Genomic DNA, 16,231 nt, shown 5'->3' on the forward strand with positions numbered 1-16,231 from the left:
TCGCTCATTCAACGACGCTCTCCGCGTTCTCTTGGAGTCTCTCGATCTGTTCTATCGAGTAGCCGTATCCCAGTAGTCGTGCCAGGGTGTCCGGTGGCACGGCCACGAACTCACCGACGTTCTCGATGCCGAGGTCGGTCAACTTCTCGGCACGGGGTGATCCGATCCCGCCGACGTCTGTGAGCGGGATCTCACTGTCGTGATCGCTCCGTACCGACAGACAGGTCGCACGATCGATCCACTCCTGCACTTGCTCCTCGCTATGGTTGCGACCAAGTTCGGCCACGAGCGGGTCGAGCGGTGTGGCCGCGAGTTGCTCGACGGTCTCGATACCGAGTGCCGCGAGGTCCCCGGCGTAGTTTCGGCCGATTCCGTGGACTGCCGTCACCGAGTCCCCGTCGGAGTTGTCGGGTGTGGCTGCGCCGATCTGAGCACGACGACGGACGCTGTTCGCACGGTGGACAGAACAATCGAGCACCTCGGCGATAGTCTCGGTATCCCTCTCGGCGAGGGCTTCGATCGTGTCGATCCCGTCATCCACGAGTGCCTGCCGCTCGCCTCCCTCGAGAGTCAGCCGTGGCGCGGTAAACATGGGGGGTGGATCGTCGGGAACGGAACCGTCGTCGGACTCGACCCAGTCATTCGCGCGGTCGATCCACGACTGAAGCTGCGCCTCTGAGACGGACAGCGACGCAGCGAGGTCGTCGGGGTCGGCCTCGGCGAGCTGTTCGACAGTCACAACACTCGCATCTTGGAGTCGCTCGCTGTATTTGTCGCCGATTCCATCGAGTGCTGTAACGTGTTCGCCGGAGTTGGCGAGGTCTCGAGCGATCGAGACGAGATTGACCGCTGTCCCACACGGGATCGTGGTTTCGTCTGCGACCTCGGCGGGGTCGGCCGTAGCGAGTTCACTAACGGTCTCGATATCGACCGAGCGAAGGTGGGTTGCGACCGAGTCCCCGACTCCGTGCACGAGCGTTGCCGGCCCAGTGTCGGTGAAGCGCGCTTCCAGCCGCGCACGCACATCGCCCGCCGCCGGATGGGCCCGAGCACGGGACACAGCGTCGGCTGCGGTTCGGACCCCGAAGTCAGCGATGTCCATGATCGTGGCTGGATCCGCCATGGCTACCTCCTCGATCGACTCGATTCCTGCGTCCACGAGCGCGGTCGAGCGGGTGGATCCGATACCGGTGAGATCGGTGAGTGAGTCAGACCCGCCACCCTCGGATGCTGTCTCCTCCCTGTCGTCAGAAGTCGACGCATCTCGTGGTGGCGACTGAGTTCGGGCTGGCTCCTCAGCCGGGGGTCGGTCCGACGACGCCGGGTTCGCGTCCGATGGCTGAACGCCATCGACAGCATCGGTCGATCGGTGAGCGGCGTCGAGGTGCCCCGCGGACGGATCGGCGTCGTGACCGTCGTCGTCCGGTTCGGACGGTTCGTCCTTGGATACGTTTGGCTGACGTGGAGTGGTTGCTGCGTCACGACGACGAGCGACGACCGGCGGGAAGTAGCCACCGTCCCAGAGCGTCGAGATCGCGTCGGCGAAGTTGTACACCGTTTGGTAGCGATCCGACTGATCTGTCTCCAGTGCCGGGAGGACGACGTCATCGAGGACTGGAGGAAGATCTGGCTTCACCTCGCTGGGTGGCGGCGGCAACGACGGCTCACACACCCGCCGCATCAGCGCAACGCCCGTTTCATCGTACGGGAGTTGGCCTGTCAGGAGTTCGTATGCGATGACTCCCAACTGATAGATGTCCGTCTGTCGCCCCGGGTCGCCGAACTCGTCGCTGTCGAACTGTTCGGGAGCGGCGTACGCCCGAGTCAGCCCATCGACCGTCGAGTGACGGATCAGTTCACGAGCCAGCCCCCAGTCGCCCACCTTCGGAACGTCCCAGACCTCGCCGTCCGTCGACTGGAACACGACGTTCCTCGGCTTCAAATCGAGATGTGCGATCCGACTGTCGTGAGCGTGTTTGACCGCAGCCGTGATCCGCGCGAGTATCCACAGCGCCTCGTCGGTCGGGATCGGCCCCCCGTCGTCGATGCGCTCTCGGAGTGACCCGCCATCGAGGAACTCCAAGGCGATCGTCGGGATCGACCGGTAGTAGCCCCAGTCGACGATCTTCACGATGTTCGGGTGATCGTCGAGCCGGTCCCACGTCTCGGCCTCGTTCAGAAACGACTCCATCGCGTCGGCGTCCATCGTCTCGTCGACGCGTGGCTGTTTGATCGCGAGCGTGTGAGTGCGGTCACTGTGAACCGGCTCGGCTCGATGAATGACTGCCGCACCGCCGCCGTCGACACGGGCTTCGATGTCGAGCGTGTCGAACTCGACCGACACGCGTCCCGGCGTGTCGAGCCGGTCCAAGTCGGGGATCCGGTCCCGGCGGAGGTCAATCCACATTACGCCGACACGGAGGCACGACAGTTCTTGACTCTGACGGAACGTCACTCGATCGCATGGAGCACCCCGTCGCTGGTCCGGAGATAGATCCGGCCGTTCACGTACAGTGGCTGGGTGGTCACGGTGGCGTCAAACGGGATCGTCCACTCACAGTCCCCGCTCCGTGGGTCGACCGCATACAGCGTCTCGCCGATAGCCGCGAACACTCGTCGCTGGTAGAATGGCTCCCGTGCGATGGTTGGACGTGGCGGGACCGATTCGGGTGCCGTCGAGTCGAGCGTGTATTCGAACTCGATTTCTCCGGTGTCGGCGTCCAGGCCGTACACACCGTTCGGTGCGGCGACGTAGACACGGTCATCAGTTGCAACCGGATCAGAGATCGGTGTGTGAGTGACGTCGTTCGCCCAGAGCGAATCGCCGAACTGCGTGTCGACAGCTTCCAGCAGTTGTTCAGTCGTCGTCCCGAACACGTGTGTCCCGATCGCGGGTGTTCGAAACGCACCGGACCGTTTGGCGCGCCATTCCTCGGATCGCGTGTCGAGTGAAATGCCGACGAGTTCACCTGACCTGTCCGGAACGACAGCCAGTTGCGTGTCTGCGTCATACGCCGGGGGTTGTGGATCGGCCTCGACGCCCTTCGGATGGACCTCCCACGGGTCGACAGAGTCCTCGAGCGGAACGACCCGGAGCGCGGTGTCCGTCGTGCTGATCAAGAGTTTCTCATCGGCAATGCTCACATGTGCGTCGTCTACCCAGTCACCGAAGCTCCCGGTTCGGTCACCGGTTTCCGCATCGAAAGTCGTCAACACCGGTGGGACGAAGAGGGACCCGTCACTCCCGACCGGCGGTCGTGGTGTCATCGGTTCATCGGCGCCGTCCTCGAGGAGTGGATACTGTTGCTCCCACAGTTTGTCCCCGGTCGATGCGTCATAGGATTCGAACGCATGACCCGTCCACGTGTACACCCGGCCGTCCATCACAGCCGGTTCGATGTCGGCAACCGTGCGGTCGATGCGACTCACGGTCCAGCGTTCCGTTCCAGCGAGGGACGCTGGGGATTCGTTTCCTCGACAGCCGGTTCGAGCGAAGTCGGCCCCTGCCGTCCACCACTCGGTGATGGACTTCTCTCCGTTTGCTGTGTCGCTTCGGTTTCCCGAGCCTAGCCGGGCTTCCAATTCGGGCGTGTTACTATCGAACTCGCCGGCTGGGCTGTCACCGTCCCATCGGTACGACTCATCGATGGTTACCTCAACCAGATCAGCGTCTCCGACGGAGTCCACGAGGGTGTTCTGCAGCTGTTCGAGCCGCGACGTGCTCACGAGCGGGGAGTCAACGGTCGATGGGTCCGCCCGCAGGAACGATACGACGGTGTCGAATCCGAGTTCCTCCAGGATGCGTTCCGTCGACCTGTCGAACACGTCTCGTATCGACGGGGCAGGTTGAATCATCAGCGCATCCATCGACGGCGACTCGTCTTCGGTCTCCTCCGCCGGTTCGGTTCCCACTCGAAACGTCACCGTCGTGTCCAACGCCGAACCGATGACCTCCCGTTCGATCACAGGGTATCGACCGCTCCCGAGCAACACGCCGGCCCGAGTACTGAACGGCGACCCCCGGTTCGGTGGATCGACCCACGTCACGGAGAGATACACAAAATCACCAGGTCCGAGCACTGGACGTCCGGACCCGCGTACTGGTTCACTGGAACGCTCGTCTGACATTCGGTTTGGATGAAGACTCGGACGTGTCCACAAAGCCGTTTCGTCGACGAGTCCCGGTTCCTTTCACCCACTCCGAGGGCCGGTCTCAGATCCCACGGGAAAACAGTTTTGCCAGTTGAATCGAGCTACTCACACCGAATGACCGACCGAGCGTTAGTCGAAACAGCCTACGAGGCGGCCGTTCCGGAGCGGCGCAAACCTGACAACGAGGGAGTAGTTGACGTGCTCTGTGCAGTCGCCACTGAGGGACCGATAGGGGTGGTGCAGCTGTCGAGGCTGGCGGGTCTCACTCAGCGGGAAGTCCGCGACGTGTTACGGTTCTTGGAGGAACACGCGTTAGTGGAGTCGACCACCGATGGTCACGTTCTTACTTACTCGTTCGGCAACGTTCTCATTGAGTGTCAACAATCCAATGACGGGAAGGCGGCGGAAGATATCGCGGTAACGAATGAAAAGTCCGAGTCCTCCACGCTGGAGGAACGCTTGACCGACATCGAAGACAGGGTTGTGACCAGTTCCGACGGGGCAGTGCGTCGTACATACGACGCAGACGTGGTCGACGTGGTCGACCTCGCGGAGATCGCGATCGAGGGGGACGCTGGATCCGGGACCACCGGTAATGAGGCGGGAGACCTGCTCCTCGAGGTCGTAACGACGTTCAACCGCGAGCAGTGTGAGGAGCTGATCGACCGAGCGACGAACGAGTTCACTCCCGCACTGCTGTACGCGGCCGGAATGGTGGTTGAGGAGAGCGAGCTAGCGTTCTCACGGGGAATGCTCATCCCCGCTGTTCCGGACTTAGTCGATATCCTCGTCGACGAACGGGCATCGCGACCAGTTCTACAGGCCGTTTCCTATCTGTTGGCGGGCCTCGCTGAGGAAAGCCCCACTGTCCTTCTCGATTGGGTAGACGAGGTGACAGCCACGCTCAAGCGGGAGTCGGGACGCGGCTCCACGGTGCCGTTCTACATGGGACTCGTCGATACGCTCGAGAGTCTCTCGATCGCGTCACCTGACAGTTTCGAGGCGACGCATGTCGGGGACCTCGTCGAGTCCGCACACGCACTCCCGCGGAGTTGGGCACGCCGGGTCGTTCGCGTCCTCGTGAATATCGCCGACGAAGACTCGCGTGCCGTCTGGCTCCACAGCGATGACATCGAACCCATCGTGGACGATGCCGTCGACGCGGGCGACGAACGGTTGCTCGCTGAGTTATCTGAGCTCCTAGTCAGACTCGACGGGATCACGGCCGGACGACTGCTGGACCGCGTTACGAGCGCGGGTGGATCCCCTGATCTCGATGGGGACACCCAGCGATCGGACTCACCCACGGCTGATGAGGAAGTGACCGAATCTCGAGGGTCCGATTCCGCACAGACAGCGACCACCGGCGATACTGCCGCCACCCAGTCAGCGGGAACCGCCGATAAGTCCGAGTCGGCGGACGATCCTCAAGCTGTCACCCGGCATGCAACCGAAGAGAGCCGGGGACCCGTCGGTCAGCCGACGGAGGAGCTGCCGATTCCAACTGTCGAATCGGTCGCAAGCCCGCGTCGGCGGGAGATCGACCGAGGCGAGATCCGAATCGAAGGGACGATCGACACAGGTGGACAGGCGGTCGTTCGTCGGGCAGTCTTGCCGGGCGACGATTCGACGACGATCGCACTCAGGGAGCCGCTGGGTGGCGACACGCTCACTCGTTCCACAGTTGAGGCGTTTAACGACAGGGCAGACGTGTGGGCGACAGTCGACGATCGGGAACGGACGCTCGGTCGCTGGACGGACAACGACCACGTCGTGGGCGTCCTCGACATCGGCGAACGAATGCCGTGGGTTGCAACCGAGTTCATGGACGGTGGGGATCTACGCGGGTTGCTGGAAGACAACCCCGACGGGCTGTCCATCCAGCAGGCCCTGTGGATCGGTGAGTGCATCTGCAAGGGCATCTACGTCGCCCACGAGACCGGGGTCGCTCATCTCGACGTGAAGCCCGAGAACGTGTTGCTCTCGACGACAGACGGGTGGCCTTGGCCGAAGGTCGCGGACTGGGGACTCGCTCGGCGACTCGCTTCCGAAACCGGGACCGCGGACGGGGCCTCCGTCGCGTACGCGGCGCCGGAACAGTTGGATCGCGAGGAGTTCGGGGAGCCGGACACGCTGAGTGACGTGTATAGCGCCGGTGCAACAGTGTACGAACTCCTGACTGGCTCCCCGCCGATCACGGGGACCCCAACGGAGATCATGCGTGAGACGGTGGCTTCGGAGTCTCTCGAACCGCCGAGTCGCCGACGATCGGAGGTCCCGCCCGTCGTCGACGCGGTCGTGACGCGTGCACTCCAGCGCGAGAAGACCGAACGGTACAGCGGGATCAAGGCGTTCGGACAGGCGCTTGAAGCAGCGCGAACCGGGGGGCGTCTCCCTCCCGCGGTGACACTACCGAAGACTCACACGAGTCCATCAGGCGGGCACTCCGGCGAGCGAAGCAGACAGTCCTCGGTGAACGAATCAAACCGTGGGAACAGTGTCGATCGAAATACCAGCGTAACGCACGGGGGGACAGATGACGAGCTGTCCACCAGCGGAGCGGATGAGAGGGATACCAAAGAGCCTCTCGCCGACGGGACTGATGGTACCTCCGTAGCGTCGAACGTCATTGAAACGCCCGACGACGCAGGCAAGGGCGTGCCCGTCGACCGGATGAAGAGCATCGGTCCGGGATACGCCGACCGACTCAAAGCAGTCGGAGTTGAGACGGTCGCCGACCTCGCGGCTACCGACGCGCAGACACTCGCGGCGAAGAGCAGTATCGCCGAGAGACGTGCCGAGTTGTGGATCGACCGTGCGGCGGCGTTCGAACCCCAGCGGCGAGCACGAGAGGAGAATACACGGGACGTTGGGGGTCAAGGATCAGACGACACAGACGCCGAGTACTACTGTCCAGAGTGCGGGGACTCGTTCCAGGAGGGATCGGCCCGTGCTGGAGATATCTGTCCGGAGTGCAAACGAGGTTACTTGGAAGCGGTCAAGCCGTGACGTCTACTGGTTCGACGGCTGCGCAAGCTGAGGTTGGTGATAGTCCACCGATCACTAATTCCGGTGCGGCCGCTGGACTGATGAGAATCGCCCGCTGAGTCTCACGAGTATGGAGTACGATCCTGGTCCGGTACCGGACAGCGTCGACTGGTACGGACGACAGGGACAGGAACCCACGATCGTCTCGATCAGCGACATCCACGGATACCTTGACGCCGCCCGCAACGCCCTCACAGCCGTCGGTGAGACCGACGTGTACTCACCGGTCGTGACAACTGACGAGGAGGGACGGCTACACTGGGCCGACAACGACTATTTGCTCGTGATCAACGGTGACCTGATCGATAGAGGGCCCGACAACCGTGCGTGCCTCGAACTCCTAACGCGACTCGCGGAGGAAGCTCCGCCGGGTCGGATCAGGTATCACCTCGGGAACCACGAGATGGCGGTCCTGTTCCCCAACCGGTTCCGCTGGCCCGGCGTGTTCAGTATCGAACTTGACCGCGACCTCAGACGGGCGTTCGTTACTCACGTTGCAGCGGGTCGGATCACGGCCGCCTTCGATGGCTATCGGTACACCTACGCACACGCCGGCAGCACTGATTCGTTCGACGTGACGACCGTCAACGAGTCGGTGCGTACCGCCGGGGGGAAGTTACGCGCCATGTTCGAAGACGGGCAATACGACGACGATCACCTCGATATCCTTCCGGAACACGAGACCGTGTTCGGTATCGGGGAGGGCGGCGGCCGTGGGCCGTCGGCAGGCCTGTTATGGATGGACTTCAAGCACATGACCGCTGACGCGCCGCCGCAAATCGTCGGGCATTCGCGCCATCAAGAACCGACCCGAACGGGACAGGTCGTCTGTGAGAACGTCATTCGGACGAACCTCGGATCACCCGGCGGTGAGGCGGTGTTGCTGGAACGACCCGATGAGTTGGCCGCCGTCGTGAACACCCCAGCGGGCGCAAGGGTGCGGACTATGGATGCTGACTGAGGATGGCTGGTAGCTGGCTTGGCTCTATAATGGAGTTCAGTATGCTGTTTTTTCAGCGGACTCTCTGAGCTTCTTCACGCCATCTCGCGATCGCGTTGGGGGACCGGTCGAGTTTTCGGCCGATCTCAATGTCGTCGACATTTGCGAGATCGTGTAAGTCCGTGATATTGACGGCTGCGAGTGCCTTTGCTTCAGCCTCAGTGATCCGATCGAGTCGGTGGTATGGAACTGTCTCGGAGGCCGGTGTGGTCCGGTCAGTTGTATTATTGTCTTTCTTTGGTGTCTTCGAGGTAGTTTGTTCATCTCCGGTCAGCGATGTATCTGTCCCACGGACGGCTTTTGCTTCACCGATCCATCTCGCGACCGCATTCGGAGACCGATCCAATTCGTGAGCGAGCGAGGTTTCGTCTGCGCCTGCGAGATCCGCGACTGTTGAGATACCGTTCATCTCGAGATTCTGGATTTCTTTCCCGTCGACCCGCGACAGCTCGGCTAATTCGGACGTACTTTCCGGGGTATCGGTCCGACTGCCTGTGGCTTCACTACCTCCTTCGGCCACTTCAGTGGAACCTGTTGGGTTCGTTTCCGTCGGTGGTCGTTCAACCGGTCTCGAGCGGTCCTCAGGGCGGATACCATCCACTGAACATCCCGTAGCGAGTACGTCATTCAGCGCCTTGCGGAACTCGGTCACGTTAGCGAACCGGTCGGTCTTTTCGGCAGAGAGTGCACGGCTTATCAAGCCATCTACCTCGCTGGGTACGTCAGAACGATGTGTCTGTACCGATGGTGGAGAGCCCCCATCGACGACCGATCGCATGACGTTAAGACGCGACCCAGTGTACGGCGGGTCACCAGTAACCATCGCGTAGAGGACCGCTCCGAGTTGGTAGATGTCAGTTACAGTATCGGGTTCGCCGTATTCGCCTGGGTCGAACTGTTCCGGTGCAGCGTACTGTGGCGAGAGCGCTTCCATCGTTCCAGTTTCCTGAGCAAGTAACCGGGCGAGACCCCAGTCGGCAATCTTCGGAACGTCCCACATCCCATGCCCAGTCTCTCTGAGAAGGATATTCCCTGGGGTGAGGTCGAGATGAGCGATACCGTTCCCGTGAGCGATTTCCAGTCCACGGGCGACACACGCAGCTGTCCAGATCGCTCGCTCGACATCGATCCCCGCCGGGTTCGACTCCAACAGCCCTTCCACGCTCCCGCCGTCCATATATTCCATGGCGATCCAGGGGAGCTGGTCGCCCGTGCTGACGACGCCGACGATGTGCTCATAATCCGACCACCGATTCCGGTGTCGCTCCCGTCGGTCGACAAGTTCCCAATTCTCCACTTCCGAAAGAAACACCTTCTGAGCCTCTGCAGAGAGTGTTCCAGATCTCAGAGGTTCTTTCAACGCGATGTGATTTGGACCAGACTCCTCGGTGAGAGTCACACGGTAAACAGCAGCTTGTCCTCCACGACCGATCGGTTGCTCCTTCTCGATCGTCCGATAGTCGACTGACTGTCGTGGCGGCGACGCAAACTCCGTCACATCTGGCACACGTTCGTCTCTCATGATTCATTCCGGAAACGGGGTTGAGCGACGTTCACCAACGGAGACCTGTACTTGAACGACCAAGTATCTAAGCCTGAGTCCAGTTCTTACTCGTCTGGGCCCCAGACGAAGTCGAAGGTCCTCGAGAACGCGACCGGATTTCAAACTGAGAGTCCTGTCAGCCGGTCTCGAAGGTAGATGACGTCCTCGAACCTGTCTGCCGGGTCTGTCGCCATGGCGGTGGTAACGATCTCATCAAGCGCTGAGGGGACAGCCCGTTCATGGCTGGGGACGGGCGGATCGTCTCGAACCACTGACTGCGGGACGGTAGCTGTCGGACCTGTGTACGGCTGCGCTCCCGTTGTGAGCGTGTACAGCAACGCGCCCAATTGATACACGTCCGTCCGTTGGTCGAGTTCTCCTATCGAGTCGTCGAGCTGTTCCGGCGCTGCGTACGGCGGGGAGAGTCCCGATCTCCCGTCCCGGGGATCCAGTGTTCGTTTTGCCAGCCCCCAATCGGATAGTTTCGGAACGTCTAAGCCGTCCGTTGCGGTCCGGAACAAGACGTTCTCGGGCTTCAGATCCAGATGGATGACGCCACGTCTATGCGCGTGGAGGATCGCATCAGTGAGTGACGTAGCGATGGTCACGGCCTGTTCCAGAGAGAGTCCGTCCGCCCGCTCGCTGAGGCTCCCCCCGTCCATGTACTCCATCGCGATATGAGGGATCGGTGAGGAGTCGTATCCATATACGTCGACCACATGCTCGTGATCATCTAGTTTATTCCACGTTTCGGCTTCGGACATGAAGCGCTCGATGGCGTCGACGTGGATCGTGCCGTCGGATTTGGGTGTCTTGACCGCAACCCGTTGATTGTCGGAGGTACTGGCAACCGAGACTTCCCCGAAGCTCCCCTCGCCAAGTCGCCTGTCGATCTCGAGGTCGAAGTACTCGAGTTCACCCACTGCTGTCGCAGACGTGTCGCCATAGGACACGGGCGGTTCCGTATCATCGGTGGCGTCCGTACCGGACTGCTGGGTGTCGATCTGGCCCCGATCACGGTCTCGTTTCCCGGGGGTACTTGCTGTGTCTGCCGTAGCGTTCGACACGTCCGCGGTGGAATCCTCCGATCGTGTCGGTTGACCATCGGGCTCAGCGGCGTCACTCCCCGAGAGTGCTTCCTCGAATCGGTCAGTGAGAAGCGGGCCATCCGATGTCTGACGCACCCACCCGCGTTCGTTGAGGGCGCGGAGCAACTCACGAGTCCGTTCGTGTGAACAACCGATGCTGTTCGACAGCCGAACGAGCCCGATCGGACCGTGCTTCGCGATCGTCGTGACCGTATCCTCGTACAGATCGAGATCCTCACCCGCACCCTCCAGTTCGGAACGCAGGAGTCGACCGACTCTGTCCGACGAGATGTCCAGTTCACTCGAGTCGCCGGACTCAGATGGTCCTTCACTCCGGATATCGGCCAGTGCCTCCTCGAATCGCTCTGTCACGACGGCTCCGTCGGAGTCCGGCTGCACCCAAGCGAGTTCCTCTGCCGTACGGAGTAGTTCGCGAACTCGTTCGTGCTCGACGTCGAGTTCGTTGCTGAGTTCGACTACTCCGACAGCAGTGGCTCGGCCGGCGAGATACGCCAGCATCTCGACGAACTCAGGCTGCTCTTCCGGCGAGAGACGCGCTTTCTCCCCGACTACTCGCTCGACGTCGCTGTGGTACCCCGACCGGAGGAGGATCGACCACGTCGTCGGGGTCGACTCGACCGTCGACTCCTCCTCGCCGAACGACCACTCGACCAGACCCAACGTCTCCATTACGCCGGCGATCCCTTCAACGCGGTCGCTCGAAATGCCCGTCTCCGCGGAGATTCCGTCCAGTTCGATCGACCGATTCGCTGCGACACACCGTAGCACCGCACCATAGCCATCGAGGTCCCACTCGTCGAATTCGCGCTCCTCATGGGGGTCGTAGACCGACTCGATCGTTTCCCGCACACGTCCCGGGTCCATCAGTCACCGCAGGCTATGGGTTCCCTCAGCAAAATACACCGGGCCGTGGGTCCGCGCGGAGGCCGTCGGTTCGCATGTGGGAGTACAAGCTATCGAGAGAGCGATGAGTCTGCTGGCTCGACGACCGCTGGGCCAACTGTATCTGTCATCCCGAGGGGAGAGAGTTCCAGTTTTCCCCATCCAGTCGCTCCGCTAGCGCCGAGGGGAGTCCGTCAGCCAACGTCGGCGACGGTTCCAAGAGTCGGTCGACAGCACTCACCAGCCGGTCATCGAGTTGCTCCCTGCCCGTCGGGAATACATTCGTTGCCGTCTCTAAGCACTCACGACGGAGACTAGGTTCGCTGACTCCCAGTGCCCCAAGCAGCATCGCTGCAGTTCGGGCTCGCAGGTCTCGCTGGCCGGTCAGTTCGTGACTGGCCCATTCGTGAAGCCACGTACCGTCCAACTGCCCCCGTTGAGCATGTTCCGCCAGAGCCTCGGCGGTGCCCCGACGGGCCCAGCCACTCGGGTCCGATGCCCGCCCGAGCAGATGTGCAACGAGCTCGTCGACTGGACACTGACCCAGCGCCGAGAGCCGTGACAGAGACTCGACGGCTGCAACCCGTACTTCCGCCGGTTCGGCGGTCAACGCTTCGATGACGAAATCGACATATCGAGGCCGGTGGCCGTCGCCGGGCTGTGCAGTGCTCTCAGCCGCTTCAGCCAGCAACGGGATCACGGTGACGCGTCTGGCAGCCAGCGCGGTCGATCGGATGGTCTCGTCTCGAAGCCAGGCTGCCTGGAACGCTTCGAGCTGCTCGGCTGTCAGGGCAGCCAGGACGCGGGGCCCGATCTCCTGCACTGCGTCGTCGGAGGCGTTTCGAAGGAATGAGGTCACGCCTTCGACGGTGAGCACATCGTCAGTGTCGAGGTAGTCAGGTGGGTCGAGGACTCCACGATACGCCCGCAACCCACCGTTGGCAGCCACCCGAACGGCGGTCCGGTAAATCCGGATCCTGTCGACGGGGCGAACTGCCAGGGGATCGATCGGGCCCACTGTCCGACCGTTCTCGTGTGCTGCCGGTGCCGCGGTCGACTCGGTCGTCAAGATCACTTCCACGTACCCGGCGATGTCATCAGCCAGGTGATCGTGGTCGTCGACCAAGCGATCGAACAGTTTCAACAAGTAGTACGCTGCGAGGCTGTCGCCCTCGCCGTCGTCGAGGGCTTCGACACCGTTGAGGATCGATCGTGAAACAGCATCCAGAGCCGCTCCGACAAGCTCCTCGAGCGTGCGCCCGGCGGCGTGGCGCTCCGAGTGGGGTGCATCACTCAGGAGGAACTCGACGAGCACGGCTGCCGTACGTCTCGGTGCAGGCCATTGCCCCGGGGAGGAGGCCACTAAGACTTGGGTGAAAACCCCTCTGGCAGCGTCATCCGTCGCGATTCGGTCGGCGATGAAATCCGGGTCCGGATCGGCAACCCCTGCCCAAGTCCCCCGTAGCAACACACGAGCAGCCGTCCGCCTGACGACACGCCATCTATCGGTGAGATGATCGTAGACCGTCCCTTCGACGACGTCCCAGTCAACGGCACCGTGTTCCACGCACCACTGGATAGCTTCAAGCCCTGCGATGGTCTCGTCAGGGTCTCCGTGTGTCACCGTTTCGGCTAGCAGCTTCGAGATCGTGGTATCGGTCTGGCCTGCCCGTGTTCGATCCCAGTTCACACTCACCCTGGCGCATGACTGCGGTGAGAGTGGAACCTGCATTCGGGACGCGTTCGGCAGCGAAGCTGTGGAGGGATCCAGACCGGCAGAGGCAACCCTCGGGGAGTGGGTTCGGAATCCGGACTTGCTGTCTCCGGCTGTGGCTTCGCCCCCGACCCCAACTCGGGGAGCCGCCGATGCGATACCACGTATCTCAGTGTTTGGGTGCGTCTGGAAGGGACGGAACCTGTCCCCACTGCCGTCGCCTGCCCGCCCGGATCCGTCCGCCCCGGATTCGGTCAACCAGCGAAGGACCGAGCGTTGCTCCGCTTCAGGACAGAACCACAGGAGGCGGTCCCACTCACTTCTCGTTCGCAGCGCCGAGCGAGTGTGTCGGGTGAGCGACCCGAGCAGTGCCGCGAGTTCGTCGCGCGAGTTCGGGTCCAGTTCCACGGTTAAGCTACGAACGAGTTCGTCGACAGCCTCCTCATCGACACAGGGCGCGCTGTCGAGCCGCTGGAGGGCGTCAATGACTGCATCGGGGCTGGATTGCAGCAGTGGCTCCGAAAGCACTCGTGGAAGCGACCCGGTGGTCGTGCAGACGACACCGAGGGCGGTCCCGAGTGTCGTGTTCATCGCCCGAACCCTGAGCGATCGGAGTCGGTCGGCGGCACGGTCCCGGGATCGTTGCTCAGGGGCGAGGACGAGCAGTGCTGTAGCCAGCCAGGTTTCGACCGTCGGATCAGTGGACACTGCCTCAAGCTCGTCGCGGAGCCGTACGACCCCATCGGGGTCGCGTGGTGGAGCAACCAACAACGCTGTGGCGAGGAGCCGTGTGACTGCTCCCGCGTGCTCGTTTTCGGCCGTTCGGGCGATCTCGAACAGCCCGTCCCGTGCGTGCTCAGCCACTGGCGGATGCTCCAGAAAGACCTCCTCGACGGCGTCGACTGCGACGGCGCCCGTCCAGTACGGCGTCTCCTCTTCGACGATGTCGGTAGTGATGTCCGCAACGAGTGGCGCCACCTGCTCCGGATCAAGTGTGTCCACGGATTGAATGGTCTCTAAGACCTCCTCCCGAAGGTCGCCCTCCCCGTACACGCCGGGAGACCAGTAGGCTGTCTCCAACAGATCGCTGATCGACACTGAACTTTCCCTTAGCGAGCGCTCTGCTGCCGCCACGGTCGACAACAGGCGGGCGTGATCCCACTCCTCGGACTCGAGAAAGCCTCCGATCGCCGTTGCCAATCGGCTGTCTGTCCGGTCCGTCAGTCTGAGCAGCCGGGCTGAGAACTCGAGGAGATCGATGAACGATCCCTCGTCCACCGACCACTCGGTATCGGACGCGTCGCGTTCGACGTCAAACCGTCCATGAGAACTAGCGACGATATCGTCCAGATCAACACGTTCGATTCGCCGAAGCGTTCCGTCCACACCGGAGTCGAGCGCGGCAGACGGGAGATCGCTCATCTCGATCGGCTCGAAGCTGTCGGATATCACCGTTCTGAGCGTTCGGTCGGCGGTGAGGTACCGACCGAACAGAGTTCTCGAAACGACGCCCACACTGGGAGCCTCTTCCGAAGAGAGCGACTCCCTGTCAAGCAGCTCCGACAGAAGCGACCCGAGTGCAGCAGTGGCGCGGTAGGTGACACTCGCTTCCGTGTCTCCGATCAGCCGGCGGAGCCGCTCGAAGGACCGATCCAGGTAGTCGCCGGGAGCTTCCGCGAGTGATCGCTGGATGAGTGACGCAGCAGCCTCCCGATCGAGCGGTGAGTCTGAAGTGATCAGTATCTCGATGACCTCGGTATGCGATCGGAGCCAGGCTGGTGACTCCCGACCGAGGGCGATCACGGCATCTTGTGCCGCCCTTGAGACAGCCGGCACTTGGTCGGTACAAGCGTCGATCAGACACGATCGGTGGGGAGCGATCCCCGACCCTCTGGGTACCCCAGGCGGGGACGGGTCGTCCCCGACTAGTTCGTCGGTTAGATCGGGTACGTCGCCGATAAATCCGCCGTCGATCCCGTCATCGTCGAACGCATGGCGTCGGAGGGCTCTCGACGGACGGCCACCGACAGCGGCTAGCGTGTACAGGGCCCTTGCTCTGACTTCCGGGGCTCCCTTCCCAGCGATCCTGGCGACTGTGGCGATGGCCTGATCGGGGACCCGGGCCGGGACAACCCGGCCGAGTGTCGCCAAGCGAGACAGGGCCTCGATTCGGTCCTGCCGTGACCCGTCTTCGAGCGTCCAGACGAGCTTCGCAATGGTGGGGCGGACGATCGACGGGGTCTCCTCGGCCAGTCTGGCGAGCACCCACAGACACCGGCGTTCGGATGCTGATTCGAGCCCGCTGAGTTCGACGAGTGTCGGGACCGCACCTTGCAGGAGCCCGGGCGAGCCGTCGACCGCAGCAGCGATCACCGAAGACGCGGCGAGCTTCCGTCGGTTGGTCTCGTCCGAATCGAAGAGCCCGCTGGTGTCATCGTACCTGTCGGACCCTGAGAGCACGTCGAAAAGCGACTGCAGACAATCGGCGAGTGCGCGCGGACGTTCCTGCGCGATCGGGAGGAGGAGTTCGATCTCACGAATCGTGAGCGGGGGCCCGTCGTCAATCGCGTCCCGCAGTACGGTACTGACAGTTCCGGCCTTGTCTGGGACGTCGACTGCAGCCTCGACGGCGACTTCCAGGGCGCGGGTTCGGACTAGCCGGGGCTCTGACTGGAGGCCGGGCAACACGTTCTCCAGTACAGTCTCGGGTGGTGAGGTCCCGGCATGGAGAGCGAACGCTTGTCGCTCAATAGCCGCGCGCCGCATGGGGCTGGTGTCGGAAA

General features: G+C 62.5%; 8 protein-coding genes and 1 pseudogene. 3 read left to right on the forward strand and 6 right to left on the reverse strand.

Going from position 1 to position 16,231, the window contains the following annotated elements:
- Positions 1-4 precede the first annotated feature (4 nt).
- Both GRX01_RS05170 and GRX01_RS19595 read right to left on the reverse strand, forming a co-directional pair.
- Positions 5-1,672, reverse strand: a complete 1,668-nt coding sequence (locus GRX01_RS05170; RefSeq protein ID WP_321167916.1) for a DUF4332 domain-containing protein — start codon at positions 1,670-1,672, stop codon at positions 5-7.
- Positions 1,673-1,720: 48 nt separating this feature from the next.
- Positions 1,721-2,233, reverse strand: a pseudogene (locus GRX01_RS19595) (serine/threonine protein kinase); the annotation flags it as partial.
- Between GRX01_RS19595 and GRX01_RS19110 the strand changes: the two are divergent.
- The gene (locus GRX01_RS19110) at positions 2,141-2,494 is read left to right on the forward strand and encodes a hypothetical protein (RefSeq protein WP_233740928.1); all 354 of its coding nucleotides are present in this window, start codon (positions 2,141-2,143) and stop codon (positions 2,492-2,494) included. The pseudogene GRX01_RS19595 and the gene GRX01_RS19110 sit on opposite strands and share 93 nt — an antisense overlap.
- Here the strand turns inward: GRX01_RS19110 and GRX01_RS05175 are convergent.
- Complete coding sequence (locus GRX01_RS05175) at positions 2,452-3,966, reverse strand: outer membrane protein assembly factor BamB family protein (protein ID WP_159664158.1); 1,515 nt, start codon at positions 3,964-3,966, stop codon at positions 2,452-2,454. The two genes, GRX01_RS19110 and GRX01_RS05175, sit on opposite strands and share 43 nt — an antisense overlap.
- Positions 3,967-4,266: 300 nt before the next feature.
- On the opposite strand from GRX01_RS05175, the gene GRX01_RS05180 reads away from it, so the two are divergent.
- Positions 4,267-7,161 carry a protein kinase domain-containing protein gene (locus GRX01_RS05180; RefSeq protein ID WP_159664160.1) on the forward strand — a complete coding sequence of 965 codons (2,895 nt, stop codon included), beginning with the start codon at positions 4,267-4,269 and terminating at the stop codon, positions 7,159-7,161.
- A 109-nt stretch (positions 7,162-7,270) separates the two neighbouring features.
- A complete protein-coding gene (locus tag GRX01_RS05185; protein ID WP_159664162.1) occupies positions 7,271-8,161 on the forward strand; it encodes a metallophosphoesterase in 891 nt (296 codons plus the stop codon).
- Between the two features lie 52 nt (positions 8,162-8,213).
- Here GRX01_RS05185 and GRX01_RS05190 read toward each other — a convergent pair whose 3' ends face one another.
- From GRX01_RS05190 to GRX01_RS05200, 3 genes are all read right to left on the reverse strand, one after another.
- Positions 8,214-9,707 (reverse strand): protein kinase domain-containing protein, encoded by a 1,494-nt coding sequence (locus GRX01_RS05190; RefSeq protein WP_159664164.1) that lies wholly within the window; start codon positions 9,705-9,707, stop codon positions 8,214-8,216.
- Positions 9,708-9,862: 155 nt separating this feature from the next.
- The gene (locus tag GRX01_RS05195) at positions 9,863-11,701 is read right to left on the reverse strand and encodes a protein kinase domain-containing protein (protein ID WP_159664166.1); all 1,839 of its coding nucleotides are present in this window, start codon (positions 11,699-11,701) and stop codon (positions 9,863-9,865) included.
- Positions 11,702-11,861: 160 nt separating this feature from the next.
- Entirely contained in the window at positions 11,862-16,214 is a 4,353-nt protein-coding gene (locus tag GRX01_RS05200; RefSeq protein ID WP_159664168.1) for a hypothetical protein, read from the reverse strand.
- Between the last annotated feature and the right edge of the window lie 17 nt (positions 16,215-16,231).

The sequence above is a fragment of the Halobaculum saliterrae genome (assembly GCF_009831625.1).
Lineage (GTDB): Archaea > Halobacteriota > Halobacteria > Halobacteriales > Haloferacaceae > Halobaculum > Halobaculum saliterrae.